14 protein-coding genes are annotated in these 15,760 nt (G+C 50.0%); 6 read left to right on the top strand and 8 right to left on the bottom strand.

Annotated features, from left to right (window positions below):
* The first annotated feature begins 90 nt into the window (after positions 1–90).
* On the top strand, positions 91–492 hold the full coding sequence (locus ABRZ28_RS00070; RefSeq protein ID WP_330519184.1) for a nuclear transport factor 2 family protein: 402 nt from the start codon (positions 91–93) through the stop codon (positions 490–492).
* A gap of 109 nt (positions 493–601) precedes the next feature.
* On the opposite strand, the gene acuI is transcribed toward ABRZ28_RS00070, so the two are convergent.
* The 4 genes from acuI to ABRZ28_RS00050 all read right to left on the bottom strand — a co-directional run bounded on the left by acuI (position 602) and on the right by ABRZ28_RS00050 (position 4,877).
* Positions 602–1,582, bottom strand: coding sequence for an acrylyl-CoA reductase (NADPH) (gene acuI / locus ABRZ28_RS00065; protein WP_319603875.1), 981 nt, complete (start codon positions 1,580–1,582; stop codon positions 602–604).
* Positions 1,583–1,660: 78 nt separating this feature from the next.
* Entirely contained in the window at positions 1,661–2,380 is a 720-nt protein-coding gene (gene acuR / locus ABRZ28_RS00060; RefSeq protein ID WP_330519183.1) for an acrylate utilization transcriptional regulator AcuR, read from the bottom strand.
* A gap of 279 nt (positions 2,381–2,659) precedes the next feature.
* Positions 2,660–3,193: an E3 ubiquitin--protein ligase gene (locus ABRZ28_RS00055; protein WP_319603877.1), complete on the bottom strand. Its 534-nt coding sequence runs from the start codon at positions 3,191–3,193 to the stop codon at positions 2,660–2,662.
* 454 nt (positions 3,194–3,647) lie between these two features.
* Positions 3,648–4,877, bottom strand: a complete 1,230-nt coding sequence (locus ABRZ28_RS00050; protein WP_319603878.1) for an EAL and HDOD domain-containing protein — start codon at positions 4,875–4,877, stop codon at positions 3,648–3,650.
* A gap of 362 nt (positions 4,878–5,239) precedes the next feature.
* Here ABRZ28_RS00050 and ABRZ28_RS00045 point away from each other — a divergent pair, with 362 nt between their 5' ends.
* From ABRZ28_RS00045 to ABRZ28_RS00030, 4 genes are all read left to right on the top strand, one after another.
* Entirely contained in the window at positions 5,240–6,310 is a 1,071-nt protein-coding gene (locus ABRZ28_RS00045) for an MBL fold metallo-hydrolase (RefSeq protein WP_330519182.1), read from the top strand.
* A gap of 39 nt (positions 6,311–6,349) precedes the next feature.
* Positions 6,350–6,868 (top strand): isochorismatase family protein, encoded by a 519-nt coding sequence (locus ABRZ28_RS00040; RefSeq protein ID WP_319603880.1) that lies wholly within the window; start codon positions 6,350–6,352, stop codon positions 6,866–6,868.
* 529 nt (positions 6,869–7,397) lie between these two features.
* Positions 7,398–9,065, top strand: a complete 1,668-nt coding sequence (locus tag ABRZ28_RS00035) for a methyl-accepting chemotaxis protein (protein WP_319603881.1) — start codon at positions 7,398–7,400, stop codon at positions 9,063–9,065.
* 389 nt (positions 9,066–9,454) lie between these two features.
* Positions 9,455–10,222, top strand: coding sequence for an EAL domain-containing protein (locus ABRZ28_RS00030; protein ID WP_330519181.1), 768 nt, complete (start codon positions 9,455–9,457; stop codon positions 10,220–10,222).
* Positions 10,223–10,401: 179 nt separating this feature from the next.
* Here the strand turns inward: ABRZ28_RS00030 and ABRZ28_RS00025 are convergent, their stop codons facing one another.
* The 4 genes from ABRZ28_RS00025 to ABRZ28_RS00010 form a co-directional block, all read right to left on the bottom strand.
* Entirely contained in the window at positions 10,402–10,854 is a 453-nt protein-coding gene (locus ABRZ28_RS00025; protein WP_319603883.1) for a hypothetical protein, read from the bottom strand.
* Between the two features lie 431 nt (positions 10,855–11,285).
* Positions 11,286–12,518, bottom strand: coding sequence for an MFS transporter (locus tag ABRZ28_RS00020; protein WP_330519180.1), 1,233 nt, complete (start codon positions 12,516–12,518; stop codon positions 11,286–11,288).
* A gap of 105 nt (positions 12,519–12,623) precedes the next feature.
* Positions 12,624–14,180 carry an MFS transporter gene (locus ABRZ28_RS00015; protein WP_330519179.1) on the bottom strand — a complete coding sequence of 519 codons (1,557 nt, stop codon included), beginning with the start codon at positions 14,178–14,180 and terminating at the stop codon, positions 12,624–12,626.
* Positions 14,180–14,659 (bottom strand): alpha/beta fold hydrolase, encoded by a 480-nt coding sequence (locus tag ABRZ28_RS00010; protein WP_330519178.1) that lies wholly within the window; start codon positions 14,657–14,659, stop codon positions 14,180–14,182. The genes ABRZ28_RS00015 and ABRZ28_RS00010 overlap by 1 nt, the downstream gene beginning before the upstream one ends.
* 243 nt (positions 14,660–14,902) lie before the next feature.
* Here ABRZ28_RS00010 and ABRZ28_RS00005 point away from each other — a divergent pair, with 243 nt between their 5' ends.
* On the top strand, positions 14,903–15,556 hold the full coding sequence (locus ABRZ28_RS00005; protein WP_330519177.1) for a TetR family transcriptional regulator: 654 nt from the start codon (positions 14,903–14,905) through the stop codon (positions 15,554–15,556).
* Positions 15,557–15,760: the final 204 nt, after the last annotated feature.

The following is a 15,760-nucleotide window of genomic DNA, read 5'->3' as shown; positions in this document are numbered from 1 at the left end:
TAAAATCATTATTTAATGTCAGAATATGGTTATTATGACAGACTTTGGTTGGTTTAAGCTCTCTGTATTCACGCAACCAGGGAGACGAAAATGGAATATTCCGCAAAACGACATGTGTTGGCGGCATTACGCCAGATAATCACTTCGCCGGTTCATAACCCGGCATTAATGACCGAGCTTTTCGATGCGGACTATGAGCAATGGGTAAATGGTAATTACTTATGTTATGAAGATTTTTTACATCACATGGCATTGCTCAAGCAGGTTACGCGATCTATGACGCTGACAATTGTGGCTGTGGCGTCGCAAGGGGACGAAGTGCTGACGCACCATTTGGTGGACGTTGAAAAGCAAGATGGCGCTCGCAGTACAATACAGGTGCTGGCGCATTTTACGTTGAGAAACCAGCGCATCTATCGGTGCAGCGAGCTTACCCATCTGGTGAGCGGCGATCGTCAGGATGCGGATTTAGGGTCGCGAGTATCCGTATAGCGTCAGGGGCGCGACCCGCGTAGGCGCGTTGCTCCCCCTGACAACATCTATTGATTATCACTCACGACGACGGATTATTTTCCTGCCCGCCGGATACTCAAATTAGGGGTTATTCGCCGTCAATCCTGACCAGCGTGCGCCCCTGGATTTTATTCTGCAAAAGATTTGCGGCGGCGCGGGGCGCTTCTTGCAGGCTGATTTCGCTGGCGGCCTGCTGGTAAAAGCTCTCCGGCAGAATTTTCGCTAATCGACGCCAGACCTCGGCCCGACGATCAGCGGGGAGGAAGACGGAATCCACGCCCTGCAAACGGATGTTGCGCAGGATGAAAGGCATAACCGTGGTCGGCAGGTTGAATCCGCCCGCCAGGCCGCAGGCGGCGACGCAGCCGCCATAATTGGTCTGCGCCAGCACTTTCGCCAGCACGGCGTCGCCCACGGTATCCACCGCGCCCGCCCAAAGCTGTTTTTCCAGCGGTCGGGATTGCGCAAAATCGGCGCGCGGCAGAATTTCGCCGGCGCCGAGTCGGCGCAAATAGTCATGCGTCGCCTCACGGCCGGTTATCGCCGCCACGGAATAACCCAGCGCATGCAGCAAGGCGACGGCGGTGCTGCCCACGCCGCCGCTGGCGCCGGTCACCACGACCTTGCCGCTGTCCGGTTTTATGCCCGCGTCTTCCAGCGCCATGACGCAAAGCATGGCGGTAAAACCTGCGGTGCCGATTATCATGGCCTGTCGCTCATCCAGCCCTTCGGGCAACGGCGTCAGCCACTCGCCTTTGACGCAGGCTTGTCGCGCCAGACCGCCCCAGTGGGTTTCGCCCACGCCCCAGCCGGTTAAAATCACCGACTGGCCGGGGACAAAGCGAGGATCGTTGCTTTGGTTTACCCGACCGGAAAAATCAATGCCGGGGATCATCGGGAATTGGCGGATAATTTTTCCTTTACCGGTGATCGCCAGCGCGTCCTTGTAATTCAGGCCGGACCAGGCGACATCCACTAACACGTCGCCGTCCGCCATCGGGGGAAGCGTAATGTCTTTTACTTCAGCCAGGGTTTTATCGTCTTGTTGTTCGAGTACGAGAGCTTTCATTATTGCGCCTTTATGGTTAAGCGTTCCTTCCGGCCTGAAATGCCGCTTTCCGGCAGGGGCGGATAACGCGGTAATGAGTCACACACCACGTCCCGGTGGTGAAGAAGAGTTAAGGTTCGGAAAACGGTTTTTTTCATTTTCCCGATCGCAGGTGTTCTTTTTATCAATGCTTTGCAGAAAGAAAGACCAGAACTGCTCCAGCGGTTCCGCCGAGCGGAATAATTTCGCCCGCATAACGGCGCCTTCCCAGCCGGACCAAAAAATCCGCGCGAGCAAGGCCGGGGAGGTGGTCACGGCGAGCTGCCCGGCCCGTTGCGCTTCTTCCAGACATTGCGCAACGCGGTTTTCCCAGTCTTGCAGAATGGCTTTGAGCATGTCGGGGTAATCGTCAGGAAGCAGTGGAGATTCTTGCAGCAGATTGCCGACCAGACATCCGCGCTTAAAGTCATATTTCGCCATGGACAGCCCCGCATGGGCGACAAAGTCTTGCAGTCGTTGCAAAGGCGGCGACGGAGTATGCAGTAAAAACTTATCCAGCCGGTGAGCGAAAAATGAAGCGTAAGCCGTTAGCACCGCGCGACCGAACTCTTTTTTACTTTTGAAGTAATGATAAAAAGAGCCCTTCGGCACCGAAATATTTTTAATTATCGTCTCAATGCCGGCGGACAGATAGCCGGTCTCGGTAATCACTTCCAGACCGGAGCGAATCAATTCCTCACGCGTATCGGCGAAGCCGCGCGCCGTTTTCGGCGGTCGTCCCCGGCGCGGTTTCAGTTCGGAATGAGATTCGGCGTCCATGATTTAGACCGGTTGGTTTTTAATCATCAAAATCCTACGCTCAATCGCTGGCGCAGGCAAGCGGCCGAGATATCGTTTTCTGAAGGGAAGGTGCAACGCTATTCCGCGCCTTGTCGGGCGCGTGCTTCGACGTGGCATAAAATTATCTTTCTTTTCGCGCACGAAATAACACTGAACCTATATACCGTTATCCGTAAATTTGTGACTAACAGCCCCTTGTGAAGGGAAAAGGGCCGTCAGACGGCCCTGATTGATTAAGTCATGCGACAGCAAAATCCATTAAGGGTGGCTGTGCGTGGCGGGCGTCGGTTCCGCTTCGGTTACCGGCGCCGGCTGAGCATCCGGGGTTGTTGTCTGCTGAGCGTTATCTTTGCTGATGCTGTCTTTGATCGCCTGGGTCTGTTTTTGCGCTTCGGTGGAAAGATTTTGCGCGCCGCTGATGGCGTTATCCTTGATATCTTTTGCCTGCTCGACGATTTGGTCGCTCTGCTGTTTGGCCTGTTCTTTGATGTCGCCGGCCTTCGCTTTCGCCTCTTCGGTAATGGCCTTGGCGCGTTGATCGGCTTCATTTTTAATCGCCGCGGATTCCGACTTGAGCTGGTCGATATGCGTGGACGCATCTTTCTTCAATTCATCGGCTTTCTGCTTCGCCGCGTCCGTGAGCTGATCGGCCTTGCTATCGGCGGCTTCTTTGATTTGCTGCGCGTTATCTTTCGCTTTATCCAGTTGCGCATCCACTTTGGAAGAGTCGTCACAGCCGGCGATAGCTAATCCGATCAGCGAAGCCAGCAGAACTTTATTCCATACTTTCATGATTCGTTTTCCTGAAAATTGATGAGATGTTAAAAATATGCAATGTAATCATTGCATTATACAGAAAAATGATAGTACAAATTTCAATGTTTGCCACCTTCTTACCCACGCCCGTTATTGTCCGGCGACAGGGCTGCGCGACAGCTTCGTAACGGGTGGGCGGCACGCCGAACGGGTCGTCAATATCACGCGAAAACGAACTGGTGATGAAACACGGCATACCTGACGACCGGCAGATAGCTGAAATATCAACTCACACATTTTGGTTATCAATATCCTTAGCGATTTATAAAGTCGGGTTGCTTATTTAGCCTGACGCGGTATTTAAGTTCAGCCATGAACTGGATAATCTGGCGCAGGAATGGAAAAAATACGCGATAAAAATATGGGATGAAGAGGGCTCTGGAAAGGAATATAAAGCCGAAATGAATCAGTACAGTAATGAGTTTTATCATCATAGCTGAAATTCATCGGTCCATTTGATGGCGTCGCTCATGGTTTTAATCACCATCTTTTCAGAGATATTGAGCTGGGCGATCGCGGTGTTGGCCTCTTCCCAGCGTTGCTGCTCATATAATTGCGCAAGATTTAACAACGGGTATAGCATCCCTTCATGGCGAAGCAATGTATCCGTCACGATGTCGGATATCGTGACCTGCTTAAACAGTTCATCCAGCGGGATGTCGAGAATAATATCCAGCAAAGAGAAAAGGCCGCAAAGAAAAGCGTCTTGCGAGAGGTCGTACAGCTTGAAGTGCTCGGCAATCAGTTCACAGAATCGCCCTCTGACCAAACTGGTATGATAGAGCTCCGGCGTTTTTATATTATCCTTGTCTGCCAGGCAGGCAACGGAGACAAAGCGCCTCAGCTCATTTTTACCCAGATACATGGCAATGGCTTTGAAAGACAGCCGATTAACGTTATGACTACCGCCTGTTTTATATAAGGCGTTTTTAGCATAACGCATGATTTTATAAGAGAGCGACAAGTCACGCTTAATGATCATCTCTATTTTATTAAAGTCGGGCTTGTCTGAATTCACCTCAAGCATCAGTTGAAATGCGGAAATTTCATTGGGTGAGAGGCGCCGGTTTTTTATTAGCTCGGGTTTGCTGTAAAAATACCCTTGAAAAAGACCGAATCCCTGTCTTTTATATTTTTCAAATTCAACGTAGGTTTCAATTTTTTCGGCGAGAAAGGTAACATGCTGGAGTTTTTGTTTATGAGATTTTATATAGTTATCTATCTCGCTGAAAGTATTCATTCTGATATCGAACTTTATCAGGGTAATATAGGGAATGAATCTATCCCATTCGGCGCTTAAAGAAAAATCATCGAGCGCAATACGAAATCCGTTATGATGTAACCGTTTTATCGCTTTAAGCAAATGATCATCCGGTTCGGCATTTTCAAGTATTTCAATGACCACCTCCTCTCGCGGCAGCGCATCAGCCAGGCCCTGAATGATCATCTGGTAAGGAAAATTAATAAAAGAAGAATAGTTACCAACAAGCCGGGAGTGCGGCGTACAGAGAAATTGGTCGGATATCATCTGGGTTGTGGCGTATTCGTCTGAAACGGAAGGAAAAGTATTGTTAAGTCCGTTTCTGAAGAGCAGTTCATAAGCCACGGTATTCAGATTTCGGTCAAAAATAGGCTGTCGTGCAACAAAAGAATACATCATAAAAATCCTTGAATTAGTCTAAAGTCCATATAAGGGAAAAATCATTATCTAGATGCTTTTATTCTTTTAATAAATATTGCCGTCACTATAGTAGAACGAATTATATCGCCACATGTTGATGTTAATTACCTGCTGACTTCCGTTATATACCCTTAATCTTGCCAATTGCAAGTGCGCTGGCTTTATCCTCGTGCGTTCCCGTGTCTCGTTTATTTGACGCCGTTGCGCCGTGACAAACAGATAGGCCGGATGACATGCGTATTTGCCAGGTGTTACGCTGTCATCTTGCTTTGATTAGCGCGTAGCGCCAGCCGATGCGGGACAACGTTAATCCCAATGGAAAGAGGTCTTGGATAGAGGATATGCTTTTATTACTTGTTATCGTCGTACTGGTTATTTATGTCTGGCTGCGGCAACCGCAGTATGTTTCGCCGGAGGTGAAGCCGGATCAGGGAACGCCGAACTTTCGTGATGGCCGTTTTCATAACCAGATTGAACAACCGATCATAAGCCATAGCCAGAGTTATTTTATGCTGTGGTACCGCTTGCTGTTCGGTAAAGATCCCGGCGCGGTTCCCGCCTCTGTGATGCCGTCGCAAAAGACCGACCTGCATGCCCTGAGCATAACCGATAATGTGATTATCTGGATGGGACATTCCAGCTATTTTATTCAGATGGAAGGGCTGCGTTTTTTAGTCGATCCGGTATTCAGCCGCAGCGCATCGCCGGTACCCGGAACCAATGTCGCTTTCAGGGGCAGCAACATTTACGCGCCGGAGGATATCCCGGAGATTGATTATCTGCTGATTACGCACGATCACTGGGATCATCTGGATTATCCTACAATTAAGGCGTTGCGCGGGAAAATCCGCCATATCGTCGCCCCGACGGGCGTGGGGTCGTATTTTGCCAGATGGGGATTCGCACGGGAAAAAATTACGCAGGGGGATTGGTTCAGCGTGGTGAAAAGGAATGACCTGACCATCCATATTCTGCCGACGCAGCATTTTTCCGGCCGCTTATTTAAACGTAATCGGACATTATGGGGATCTTTTGCGCTGATCACCGCGCGGCACCGTATTTATCTGGGGGGCGATAGCGGTTATGGCCCGCATTACAAAGAGATTGCCCGGCGTTTGGGCGGGTTTGATATCGCCATCGTCGAATGTGGTCAGTATGATCACGGCTGGCCGCATGTGCATATGACGCCGGAAGAAACCGCTCTGGCAGCCAGTGATTTGCGCGCGCAGGCGGTGTTGCCCGTTCACAACAGTAAATTCAAACTGGCGCATCATCGCTGGAACGACCCTTTGGAACGACTCTTTCAGGCCAGTCAACATCAGGCATGGCGATTAATGACCCCGCGTATCGGCGAATATGTCGCCATCGACGATGCGAGACAGACTTTTTCTCAGTGGTGGCGCCAGCCGTGATAGGCTCTTATCAGGGATATAAAGTACTGGGGTTATTAAATGAGACTATTAATCGTTGTTGATATGCAAAATGGCGTATTTGCCGCGCCGCGCTATGACAGGGAAGGTTGCGTCGGGCGGATCAATAAATTGATATCGCAGGCGGATAGGACGATATTCATTCAGCATATCGAAGGCGAAATGACGGAAGGCGGCGAGTTATGGCGGATTTTACCGGAGCTTGCGCAACCGGATGAAGCTATTTATGTGAATAAAACCGCGAGTGATGCTTTCTGGCATACCGAGCTGGAAAATGTTCTTCATCGGCTAAACGCCGATAACTTCGTCATCTGCGGTTGTGCGACGGATTATTGCCTGGACACGACAATCAAAGTCGGCGCCAGCAAAGGCTATGCCATTACCGTTGCTTCCGACGCTCATACCACCTCGAACCGAACCCATGCGACGGCTCAACAACTGATTGGTCAACATAATGAAGTCTGGGCAGAGCTGAGTCTGCCGGGAAATGCCATCCGGGTGAAGCCGACGGACGGGATTGTCGCTGAGTGGAAAAGCTGAATCGCCTGGCGTGCGAAAGCTGATTTCCCCCCGCGGCGGTGGACGCCATTTCAGCAGGTTTTTTCCTTCTATATCGCGCGGCTGCGACTCTGCCGGCGGCGCTATTTCGGCCAACCTTATTTAGCGTAATGATTCGACGGCGCCGGTTTTTCCGCCATGGGTAAATCGGCGCCGAAACTGTTTACCAAATGCGCATGAAATAGAATATAACGATCAATACACTCCATTTGATTAGATAAAGCTATCAAACTTTCGCATTTTATCGTTATTACCAATAATAGGCATAAACTTCTCTTCCTTTTCGCCGATAAGGGGGCGGGTAATAAACATTTGAAATGATTTCAGTTAGCACGAATGTACCTTCATTCGCCCTGAAGGTTAGCTGAAAAATAGTGTTGTTACCCATTTGCCCGGCGTTATTCCATCAGATGGATATCCCATCTTCACACACCCTATATTTCCCGTTTAACGCCGGGATAGCGCTATTCGCATTGTAGGTAAAAGTAAGACACACGAAGGAAGTGAAGGAATGAAAAATTACAGAATCGGGATTCGGTTGGCGATGGGATTTGGCATGCTTATCATCTTTTCACTGGTGATGCTGGCGTGCGGCGTCTATCAGCTTAACCAGATCGATCAGCAAACCCAGCGAATGATGCAGGAGCCGCTGCGTAAGGAACGGCTGGTGACGGACTGGTATAACATTATCAATGCCAGCGTGCAGCGCACTATCGCCATTGCACGCAGTAACGATGACGCGTTATCCACGCTGTTCGCGGCGGACTATGTGGCCACCAGCAAGGGCGCCGGCGAGCGGCAGAGCGCGTTCGCCAATCTGATCTCCAGCGAGCGGGAACAGGCGTTATTCGACCAGTTGAACGAGATGCGCAAGAACTACCTCAAGGCGCGCGATTTGGTTATTACAACGAAATCGAGCGGCCAGTTGGAAAAGGCCGTAACGCTGTTTGAAAAGGATTTTCAACCGGCGACGCAGCGTTATCTGGCGTCATTGCAGGCGCTGCGCGACTTTCAGCGCGCCGCCATCGACCAACTGGGCGTGGATATTTCTCGCGCAGCCAGCAACGGCTTTCTGTTTCTGGGGGGGATCGGCCTGCTGATTTCGGTGGTCGGTTCGCTGCTGGCCTGGTTTCTTACCCGCAGCATCGTGCGGCCTTTGGAACATGCGGTGCATATCACTAACTCGGTGGCCGACGGCGATCTTACTCAGGATGTGCGTCCGGAAGGGCGGGATGAAACCGCGCTGTTGCTGCACGCCTTACGCAATATGACGCTGCGACTGCGCAATGTCGTGGGCGAGGTGCGTCAGGGGGCGGTCTCTATCGCCGGGGCGTCTTCGCAAATTTCCGCCGGCAACCTCGATCTCTCCAGCCGTACCGAAGAACAGTCCAGCGCATTGCAGCAGACGGCGGCCGCTATCGAGCAGTTGGCCTCCACCGTTCGCCAGAATGCGGACAACGCCAAACAGGCCAATCAGATGGCGCAGTCCACCGCCGGACAGGCTCAGTCGGGCGGACAGTTGGTGAACGAAGTGGTGCAGACCATGGGCGCCATCGACTCCTCATCGAAGAAGATTGTCGACATTATCGGCGTCATCGACAGCATCGCTTTCCAGACTAATATTCTGGCGCTTAACGCAGCGGTGGAAGCCGCGCGGGCGGGCGAGCAGGGCCGGGGATTCGCGGTGGTGGCCGGCGAAGTGCGTAGTCTGGCCCAGCGCAGCGCGTCGGCGGCCAAAGAGATTAAAGATCTGATCGCCCATTCGGTACAGACCGTTGAAACGGGCAATCGGCTGGTGGAACAGGCCGGCGCGTCCATTCTGGATATTGTCGGCGGCGTGCGCAAAGTCAGCGATTTGGTGAGTGAAATCAGCGCCGCCAGCCTGGAGCAATCATTGGGGATCGATCAGGTGAACGTGGCGGTGACCCAGATGGAACAGACGACCCTGCAAAACGCCGCGCTGGTCAACGAAGCGGCCTCGGCCACGCAGTCGCTGCAACAGCAGGCTGAACAGCTGGAGCAGGTGGTCAACGTATTTCGTCTGACGCAAGCGCAGTCATCGAACGCGTCGTCAGCGGCAGGCAAGCCGGCGTTATCCACGACAGCGCTGGAGCATAAATCCGCGCGGGACGGTGGTAAAACCGCGGCGTCCAATAAAGGGGACTGGACTTCGTTTTAATTTTCACGCTATACAGGCCGGCGGCGCGACCGCCGGCCATCTCTTTCGCCCGATAACCGTATCCCGCGCTCGATTAAAGAATATCCATTCCACCTACCGGCGTCTCAATCTTCCGGCAACAACCCCCAGATTATTATCATCGCAGCGGCCAGTTTTAGTCCCTATTTCACCGCCTGAGCGAAATTTCCGCTAACTTTCAGCGCCATTGAGCCGATAAACACTACACTTTTTGACGCTGGCTTTCGACGAGGTCAATCGCTGTTCCACCGCTTATTTCGCTGTGAAGGGCGGCTTCCCGCCGATTGGCGCCGTTAAAGATATTTGCGGCCGTCAAGGGTGGTTTGATCGGCGCGCCAGGTTTCATTTATTTGATCTTCAGGTAGGTAACTATGAATCCCCCGGCTCTTCACGCAGTACCCGCCCCCTGCGGGCGATGTAAAAATAGCGCTAACTTAGGTTTCGATTTCACCATGGCGTTTCAGCCGATAGTGGACTGCGCCGCCCGGCGTATTTTCGGCTACGAGGCGCTAGTACGCGGAACAAGTAATGAGTCGGCGTACAGCATTATTTCGCAGGTCAGCCAGGATAAGCTTTACGGATTCGACCAGCAGTGCCGTATCAAGGCGATTGCGTTGGCGGCCAAACTCCGCTTGTCCGGTATGCTCAGCATTAATTTTTTGCCTAATGCCATTTACCAGCCGGAGCGCTGTATTCGTTCCACGCTGGAAACGGCGCAAAGCAGTGGTTTTCCCGTCGAAAATATCATGTTTGAGTTTACAGAGACGGAGCAGGCCATCGACAACAAACATATTCAGCACATCGTCGCCTACTATAAAAGTCTCGGTTTTCACACCGCTATTGATGATTTTGGCGCCGGCTATTCCGGACTGAATCTGCTGGCGGACTTTCAGACCAATATCGTAAAGCTGGATATGGCGCTGATTCGCAATATCGATACAGATCCAACGCGGCAAATTATCGTGTCCAATACTATCCGCATGTTGAGAGAGCTGAATGTCGGCGTACTGGCGGAAGGGATTGAAACCCGGCAGGAGTATGCTTTTCTTGCCGGGCTGGGCATTGACTACGCGCAGGGATACTATTTCGCGCGGCCGGGGTTTGAATCGCTGCCGGAAGTCGATCTGGCGCTGATTTAGCGTAAACGGCCAGCGGATGGCTTTAACGCTTCCGGGTCTACGTCACGCGCGCTGCGCGTCTTAACGGTCTTCCGCGGCATAAACTACCTGTTAAAAAAATGGCGCGCGCCTGAGCGCAAGAAGTGAGTCAATAAGAGTGAAAATAGAGCGATAGCGGCAAAAAAGAACATGCCGTCCAGTCAAAATGAAAAAATGGTCAGCGCCTTAACGTCTGCATTAGGGTTTGCTTCCTTTACTGCGGACAGGAATCCAGCGAAATTACGATTAAAAAGTGTGAAGTTATGAACGAATGTCACCTCTTTTTCTGCGTCATGAGCAATATACCGCACTGACCATTTGCGTCTCCCGTTTATTTTGATGATATCAGGACTGACTCTTATTATTTTTGATAACGGAATTTTGTTAGTATATTGTTCTCTAACCTGATAAAAATAAAAACGGTCATAATAATAATCTTCTCTGTTGATGCCAAGTTTTTTCAGGATAAATGAGCTTTGAGATATTTTCTTCATTGTTTCATCATTGGCGGTAGATTCCTTTTTGTCACGAATCCGATAAAACAGACGAACCAAAAAAAAGAAAAACAGAAAAAGAACTATTATGTGCAATGATAAGGAAAAAGCATGCTGCATCAGATCTTGCCTCTTAAATTTGAACCGTTCCGCCAATGCGACTATTGAGAATAGGGTTGGCTATTTGCTGAGCTCTATCGGATTTCCCTGCCGCGATTCCGATACCATGGCCCAGTCGAAAAACATATTCAAGCATTTTGATGTCATCGTTTTTTCTGAACTGAGCGTGTATTAAGCCGGATAATTTTTATTGGGGGAATTTAACCATCGGCGCGACGGTGAGAGCTTCTGAATCTTTGGGCGACGTGCCACCGATATCGGCTACGATAAAATTTCTCGATCCTTACAAATACTTTGGCGGTGAACACCTCCGGGAAGCGATGCGACAGGGCCGCTCCTCGGCTGCGATTTTTGGAGACAATTTATGAATTAGCTCTCTTAGTTGGGGTAGGCTGCTTACTGTACTTCCAGCTTCTCGAGCAGGACGGTGGTTATCGTATGTTCGAGGGTTTTTGATCAATGACTGGCAGCCGCGCGAGATTGCAGGTACGCAGTCGTCGATGCCCCCAAATCACCACCAGCAACACGACAGCTCCCGCGCAAAATGCCACAGTAAATCCGGCTCCTGCGCCGCCGATATCCACCACTTGACCGGATGTGGCTGCGCCAAAGGCCACGCCAACATTCAACCCGGCCAGCAGCCAAGTCATACCTTCAGTCAGTTGGTTTTCCGGCACTATGCGCTCAACGATAGACATGGCGACAATCATCGTGGGTGCGAAAAACAGGCCTGCAACGAACACGGCCGCGGCCAACAAGGGGATACTGCCGACCAGTAGTAAGGGCAATGTCGTTGCTGCGGTTGCCAATCCCCCCAATAGCAGCAAACGATGCAGTGGGGTTTTTAGTTTTATCGTGCCGAACAGAAGTCCGGCCAAGCAGGAACCTACCGCATAAGCAGAGAGAACTAAGCTGGCCGCAGCGGGCTGCCCGAGTTGCTCGGCAAACGCCACGCTGGTGATATCGACGGTGCCGACGATGACGCCCATCGCAACCAGCAACAATGTCAGCAAGCGCAGATCTGCCTGTTGAATAACGGATCCCGTGTGGACAGAGGTGGAGTCATGCGTTTCGATCTGCGGTTCGGCGGAACCTTGTACTACAAAGGAAAACACACCGGCGAGTAACAGTATTGCTGCAACCAAAGGCCCGGCCTGGGGAAATAACATCACGCTCAGACCAATCGAAAGTGGAGGGCCGGCAATAAAAGTGACCTCATCGAGGACGGTTTCCAAAGAGTAGGCGGTCTGTAGCCGTGGTTGACCCCGATGGATAGCAGTCCAACGAGCTCGTACCATCGCGGACATGCTGGGCATAAAGCCAGCGAGAAAGGCACCGATAAATAATGTCCAGTCTGGAGTTTGCCACCAGGAACTGATGAGCAAAGCGAATATGCCAAGGGCGCTAGTTGCTGCTGTTACAGGCAGTATTCGTCTTTGCCCGTATCTATCGACAAGACGTGATATCTGCGGAGACAATAACGCGTAGGTCAACACAAAGGTAGCAGAGACGGTTCCCGCCAGCGTGTAACTACCACGTAATTGAGACAACATTGTGATGATGCCGATCCCTGTCATTGGCAATGAAATGCGAGCGACAAGACTCGCCACGGAGAAGGCGATAGTGCCAGGAGTGCTAAATAGCTCGCGGTATGGGTTATCCATATTAAGTACTCCATCAGGAATTCTTTCTGTTCAATAAGAGGCTGATAGATATTTTAAATATCCAATCAGAATATCGATGAGAATGAAAAGCTATTATTTTCACGTTTATGTCGTATGGCTCTTGACGTTTTTTAACATTGTCACGGCAAGAACAGCCAAAATAGAAACGCCGATGGAACTCACAATGGCCACCATTTTGAATCCAATAGTAAAGGCGCCTTTCACATCCATAATTATTTCGGGAGTCAAGTTTGCAGCGACTGATAAGGCAGCCCATAAACTATCTGTTACCGCAGTGTATTGCTCATCTGACAGGGAACTTGGCGTTAATTCGAGCATTTCTCGGCGATAAATGCTTGTTGCCATACTGCCGAGTATGGCAATTCCGAGTGATATTCCCAGATCTTGTACTGTCTCGGATATAGCTGATGCAGAGCCTGCTCTTTCTGCCGGTGCTGATCCAACGACAAGATCGGTACCCAGGGCCGCGATGGTACCAAGGCCTAAATAGGCTAAAGAGAAACCGGAAACTACAATTCCAACGCCAGTATGACTTGCATTGACTTGGCTTAGCATCAAGTAGCCAATAACTGATAAACTTAACGAACCCGCTACGACAAAGCCTGGACGAATACGTCTTGAGAGGATAGGGGATCCGATTCCAGCTATTACCATCGCCAATGCAGGCGGCCCCATCCAAAGTCCTGCTATGAATGGTGAGTATCCCACAACCATTTGCAAATATTGAGTAACAAGAAGCATGGTTCCACCGACGGCTATAAGGCCGAACAGCAACACTATCAAGGCAACAGAAAAAGCACGATTTTTAAATAAAGCCATATCGAGCAATGGGTCATGCAGTCTTCGCTGTCGATAAATAAAGATGAATCCGAAACTCAGTCCTATAGTGATGATAATAATGTCATTTGACGTTACCCCATATTGGGCGAGATTCTTCAAGCCATGGATAATCATTAGAATGGATATGAGAGAGAGAACTGCACTATAAAGATCAATTTTTCCTGCGTGAGGATCACGGTATTCTGGCAATAAAAATGGCGCGAGAATAAGTAACAAAGCAACAATAGGAACCGCGACTAAGAAGGCCGCGCCCCACCAGAAATATTTCAGTAATAAGCCTCCCACCACAGGCCCAATAGCCATACCTAACGCAAACATTGTCGCCCATACGCCGATTGCAAACGCCCGTTGGCGTGGATGACTAAACATATTACTTATAAGCGCCAGGGTCGATGGCATGAGCGTTGCGCCCGCTATCCCTAGTGCCGCTCGCGCCAAAATCAGCATCGTCGCACTGGTCGAAAAAGCCGCGACTATCGAGGCCGCCACGAAGGCTCCGGCACCGATCATCAGGAGCTTACGACGGCCGATGCGATCGCCTAGCGTGCCCATCGTTATCAGGAAACCAGCAATCATGAATCCATAGGCGTCCATAATCCATAACGCCTGTGTACTGGTTGGTTGTAAATCTGCGGCCAGAGCAGGAAGGGCCAGGTGTATAAGCGTAAGGTCAAGCCCAAGCAATATGGTAGGTAAGGCTAATAGCGCCAAACCTGCCCATTCGCGAATACTTGCAGCAGATGAATTTTCAGCTTTAGTCAGTTTAGCGTTCGAGGTTTTTAGATCTCGTTGAGAAATCATTATTTATCCCCCGATAAGAAAAAGTCTTTTAGAAGAGAGATAAACTCATCGGGACGTTCTATATGCGCAAGGTGACCAGTATCTAATTCCACATAACGAGAACCTGAAATAGCGGCTACCACAGTTTTTGCATAAGATGAAGGCGCCAGGTGATCATGTGTAGCCCCAATAATAAGCGCAGGCTTAGACAGTCTGATTGCTGCGTCTTGGACATCAATAGAGATATCAGGCGCTATCTGGCGGGTCATCCCTTCGTCATTGTGGAACGCCTTGTGTGCCGCCGGCTCGGATGCCAGAACTCGCTCGGCGGCTTGCTTGAGGCGTTCTGGATCGATGGCGCTTGGAAGCCGTTTATGTAGAGCTACGGTAAATTGATGGCTGTTTTCATTACGACCAGTTTCAACCCAGATATCCATTGCATATGGGCTTAGCTCGCCTTCATAAGATGAGACAGTGATGATTTCTGTAGCGCTGTTCATAGTCCATGTTCCTTGTAAATTGAGGAATAGAGCTTATGAGGACGGCAGAAAGGCCCGATCTAAACCGTCACCGGACATTTTTCACACGAGATGCTGGGTACGATTAAGTGTCATTTAATGACAAAAGTTTTTACAAGTCAAATAACATTAAATGCTATTTATATGAGTTGTACAAATGTCTTGATGAGACTAGAGTTATTGGGTTTGATTTTTATTGCCGGGTAAGAGTAGAGGGGCGAGCGCGTGACAGACAAAAAAGAAGTGAGTCGCCGTGAACGTAAGAAAATTCAGCTCCGTGATGCCTTGATAACGGCATCTTATGAGCTGTTTGCCGAAAAAGGTTTTGATGAGACTCGAATTGAGGATATCACTGAAAAGGTTGACGTTTCGACCCGAACGTTCTTTCGCTATTTTGCGGCAAAAGAAGATGTTGTTCTTGACTATCAAGAAGCTGAACACAAGGATTTTATTGCAGCGCTCATTAGTCGCCCTGCGCATGAGCCAATCTTGACCGCGCTTAGGCATTCTGCCGTTCAGGTCGTAAAAGGGTGTGAAGCGGGTTCCTATGGATTTGATGCAGATCGATTCATCACTTTGCAGGAACTGTTAAGGAGCCATCCTTTGGTTCGCGCCAAAAACCTTCAAAATGGTGAAAGCAGAAGAAATTCAATCATTTCGTTGATCGCTCAACGTATCGGCGTTGATGCTGACGTTGATATTCGACCAAACGTTATTGTTGGCGTTTTGGATTATGCCCATTGGGCTGCTCATGATATCTGGAAGAAGCGTAATTCCCCTTCAGCACTTTATTCTGATGTTTTAAATGAAGTTTTCTTGATTATTGAGAATGGGCTCAATATCTCTGCGAAACAGCCTTCCCAAGAACAGACAATGTAGAGAAAGCCGATCCTGAACTGTCTGGATCTGCTTTTTTTTCTACTCGTTAATTATGGATGGTTCCGATTCGGTGGCTGGGTAATCCCCCCGAAAAAGCGGAGTGTTCATAAGTAGAATTTTCTCGTAATCTGAACGCAGGAGATTCGCTATGAAAAAATCACGCTTTACCGACAGTCAGATCATCGCCATCCTCAAACAGGCCGA

This window comes from Brenneria sp. g21c3 (genome assembly GCF_040240345.1).
Classification (GTDB): domain Bacteria; phylum Pseudomonadota; class Gammaproteobacteria; order Enterobacterales; family Enterobacteriaceae; genus Brenneria.
This window is presented reverse-complemented; position numbering and strand designations above follow the sequence as displayed.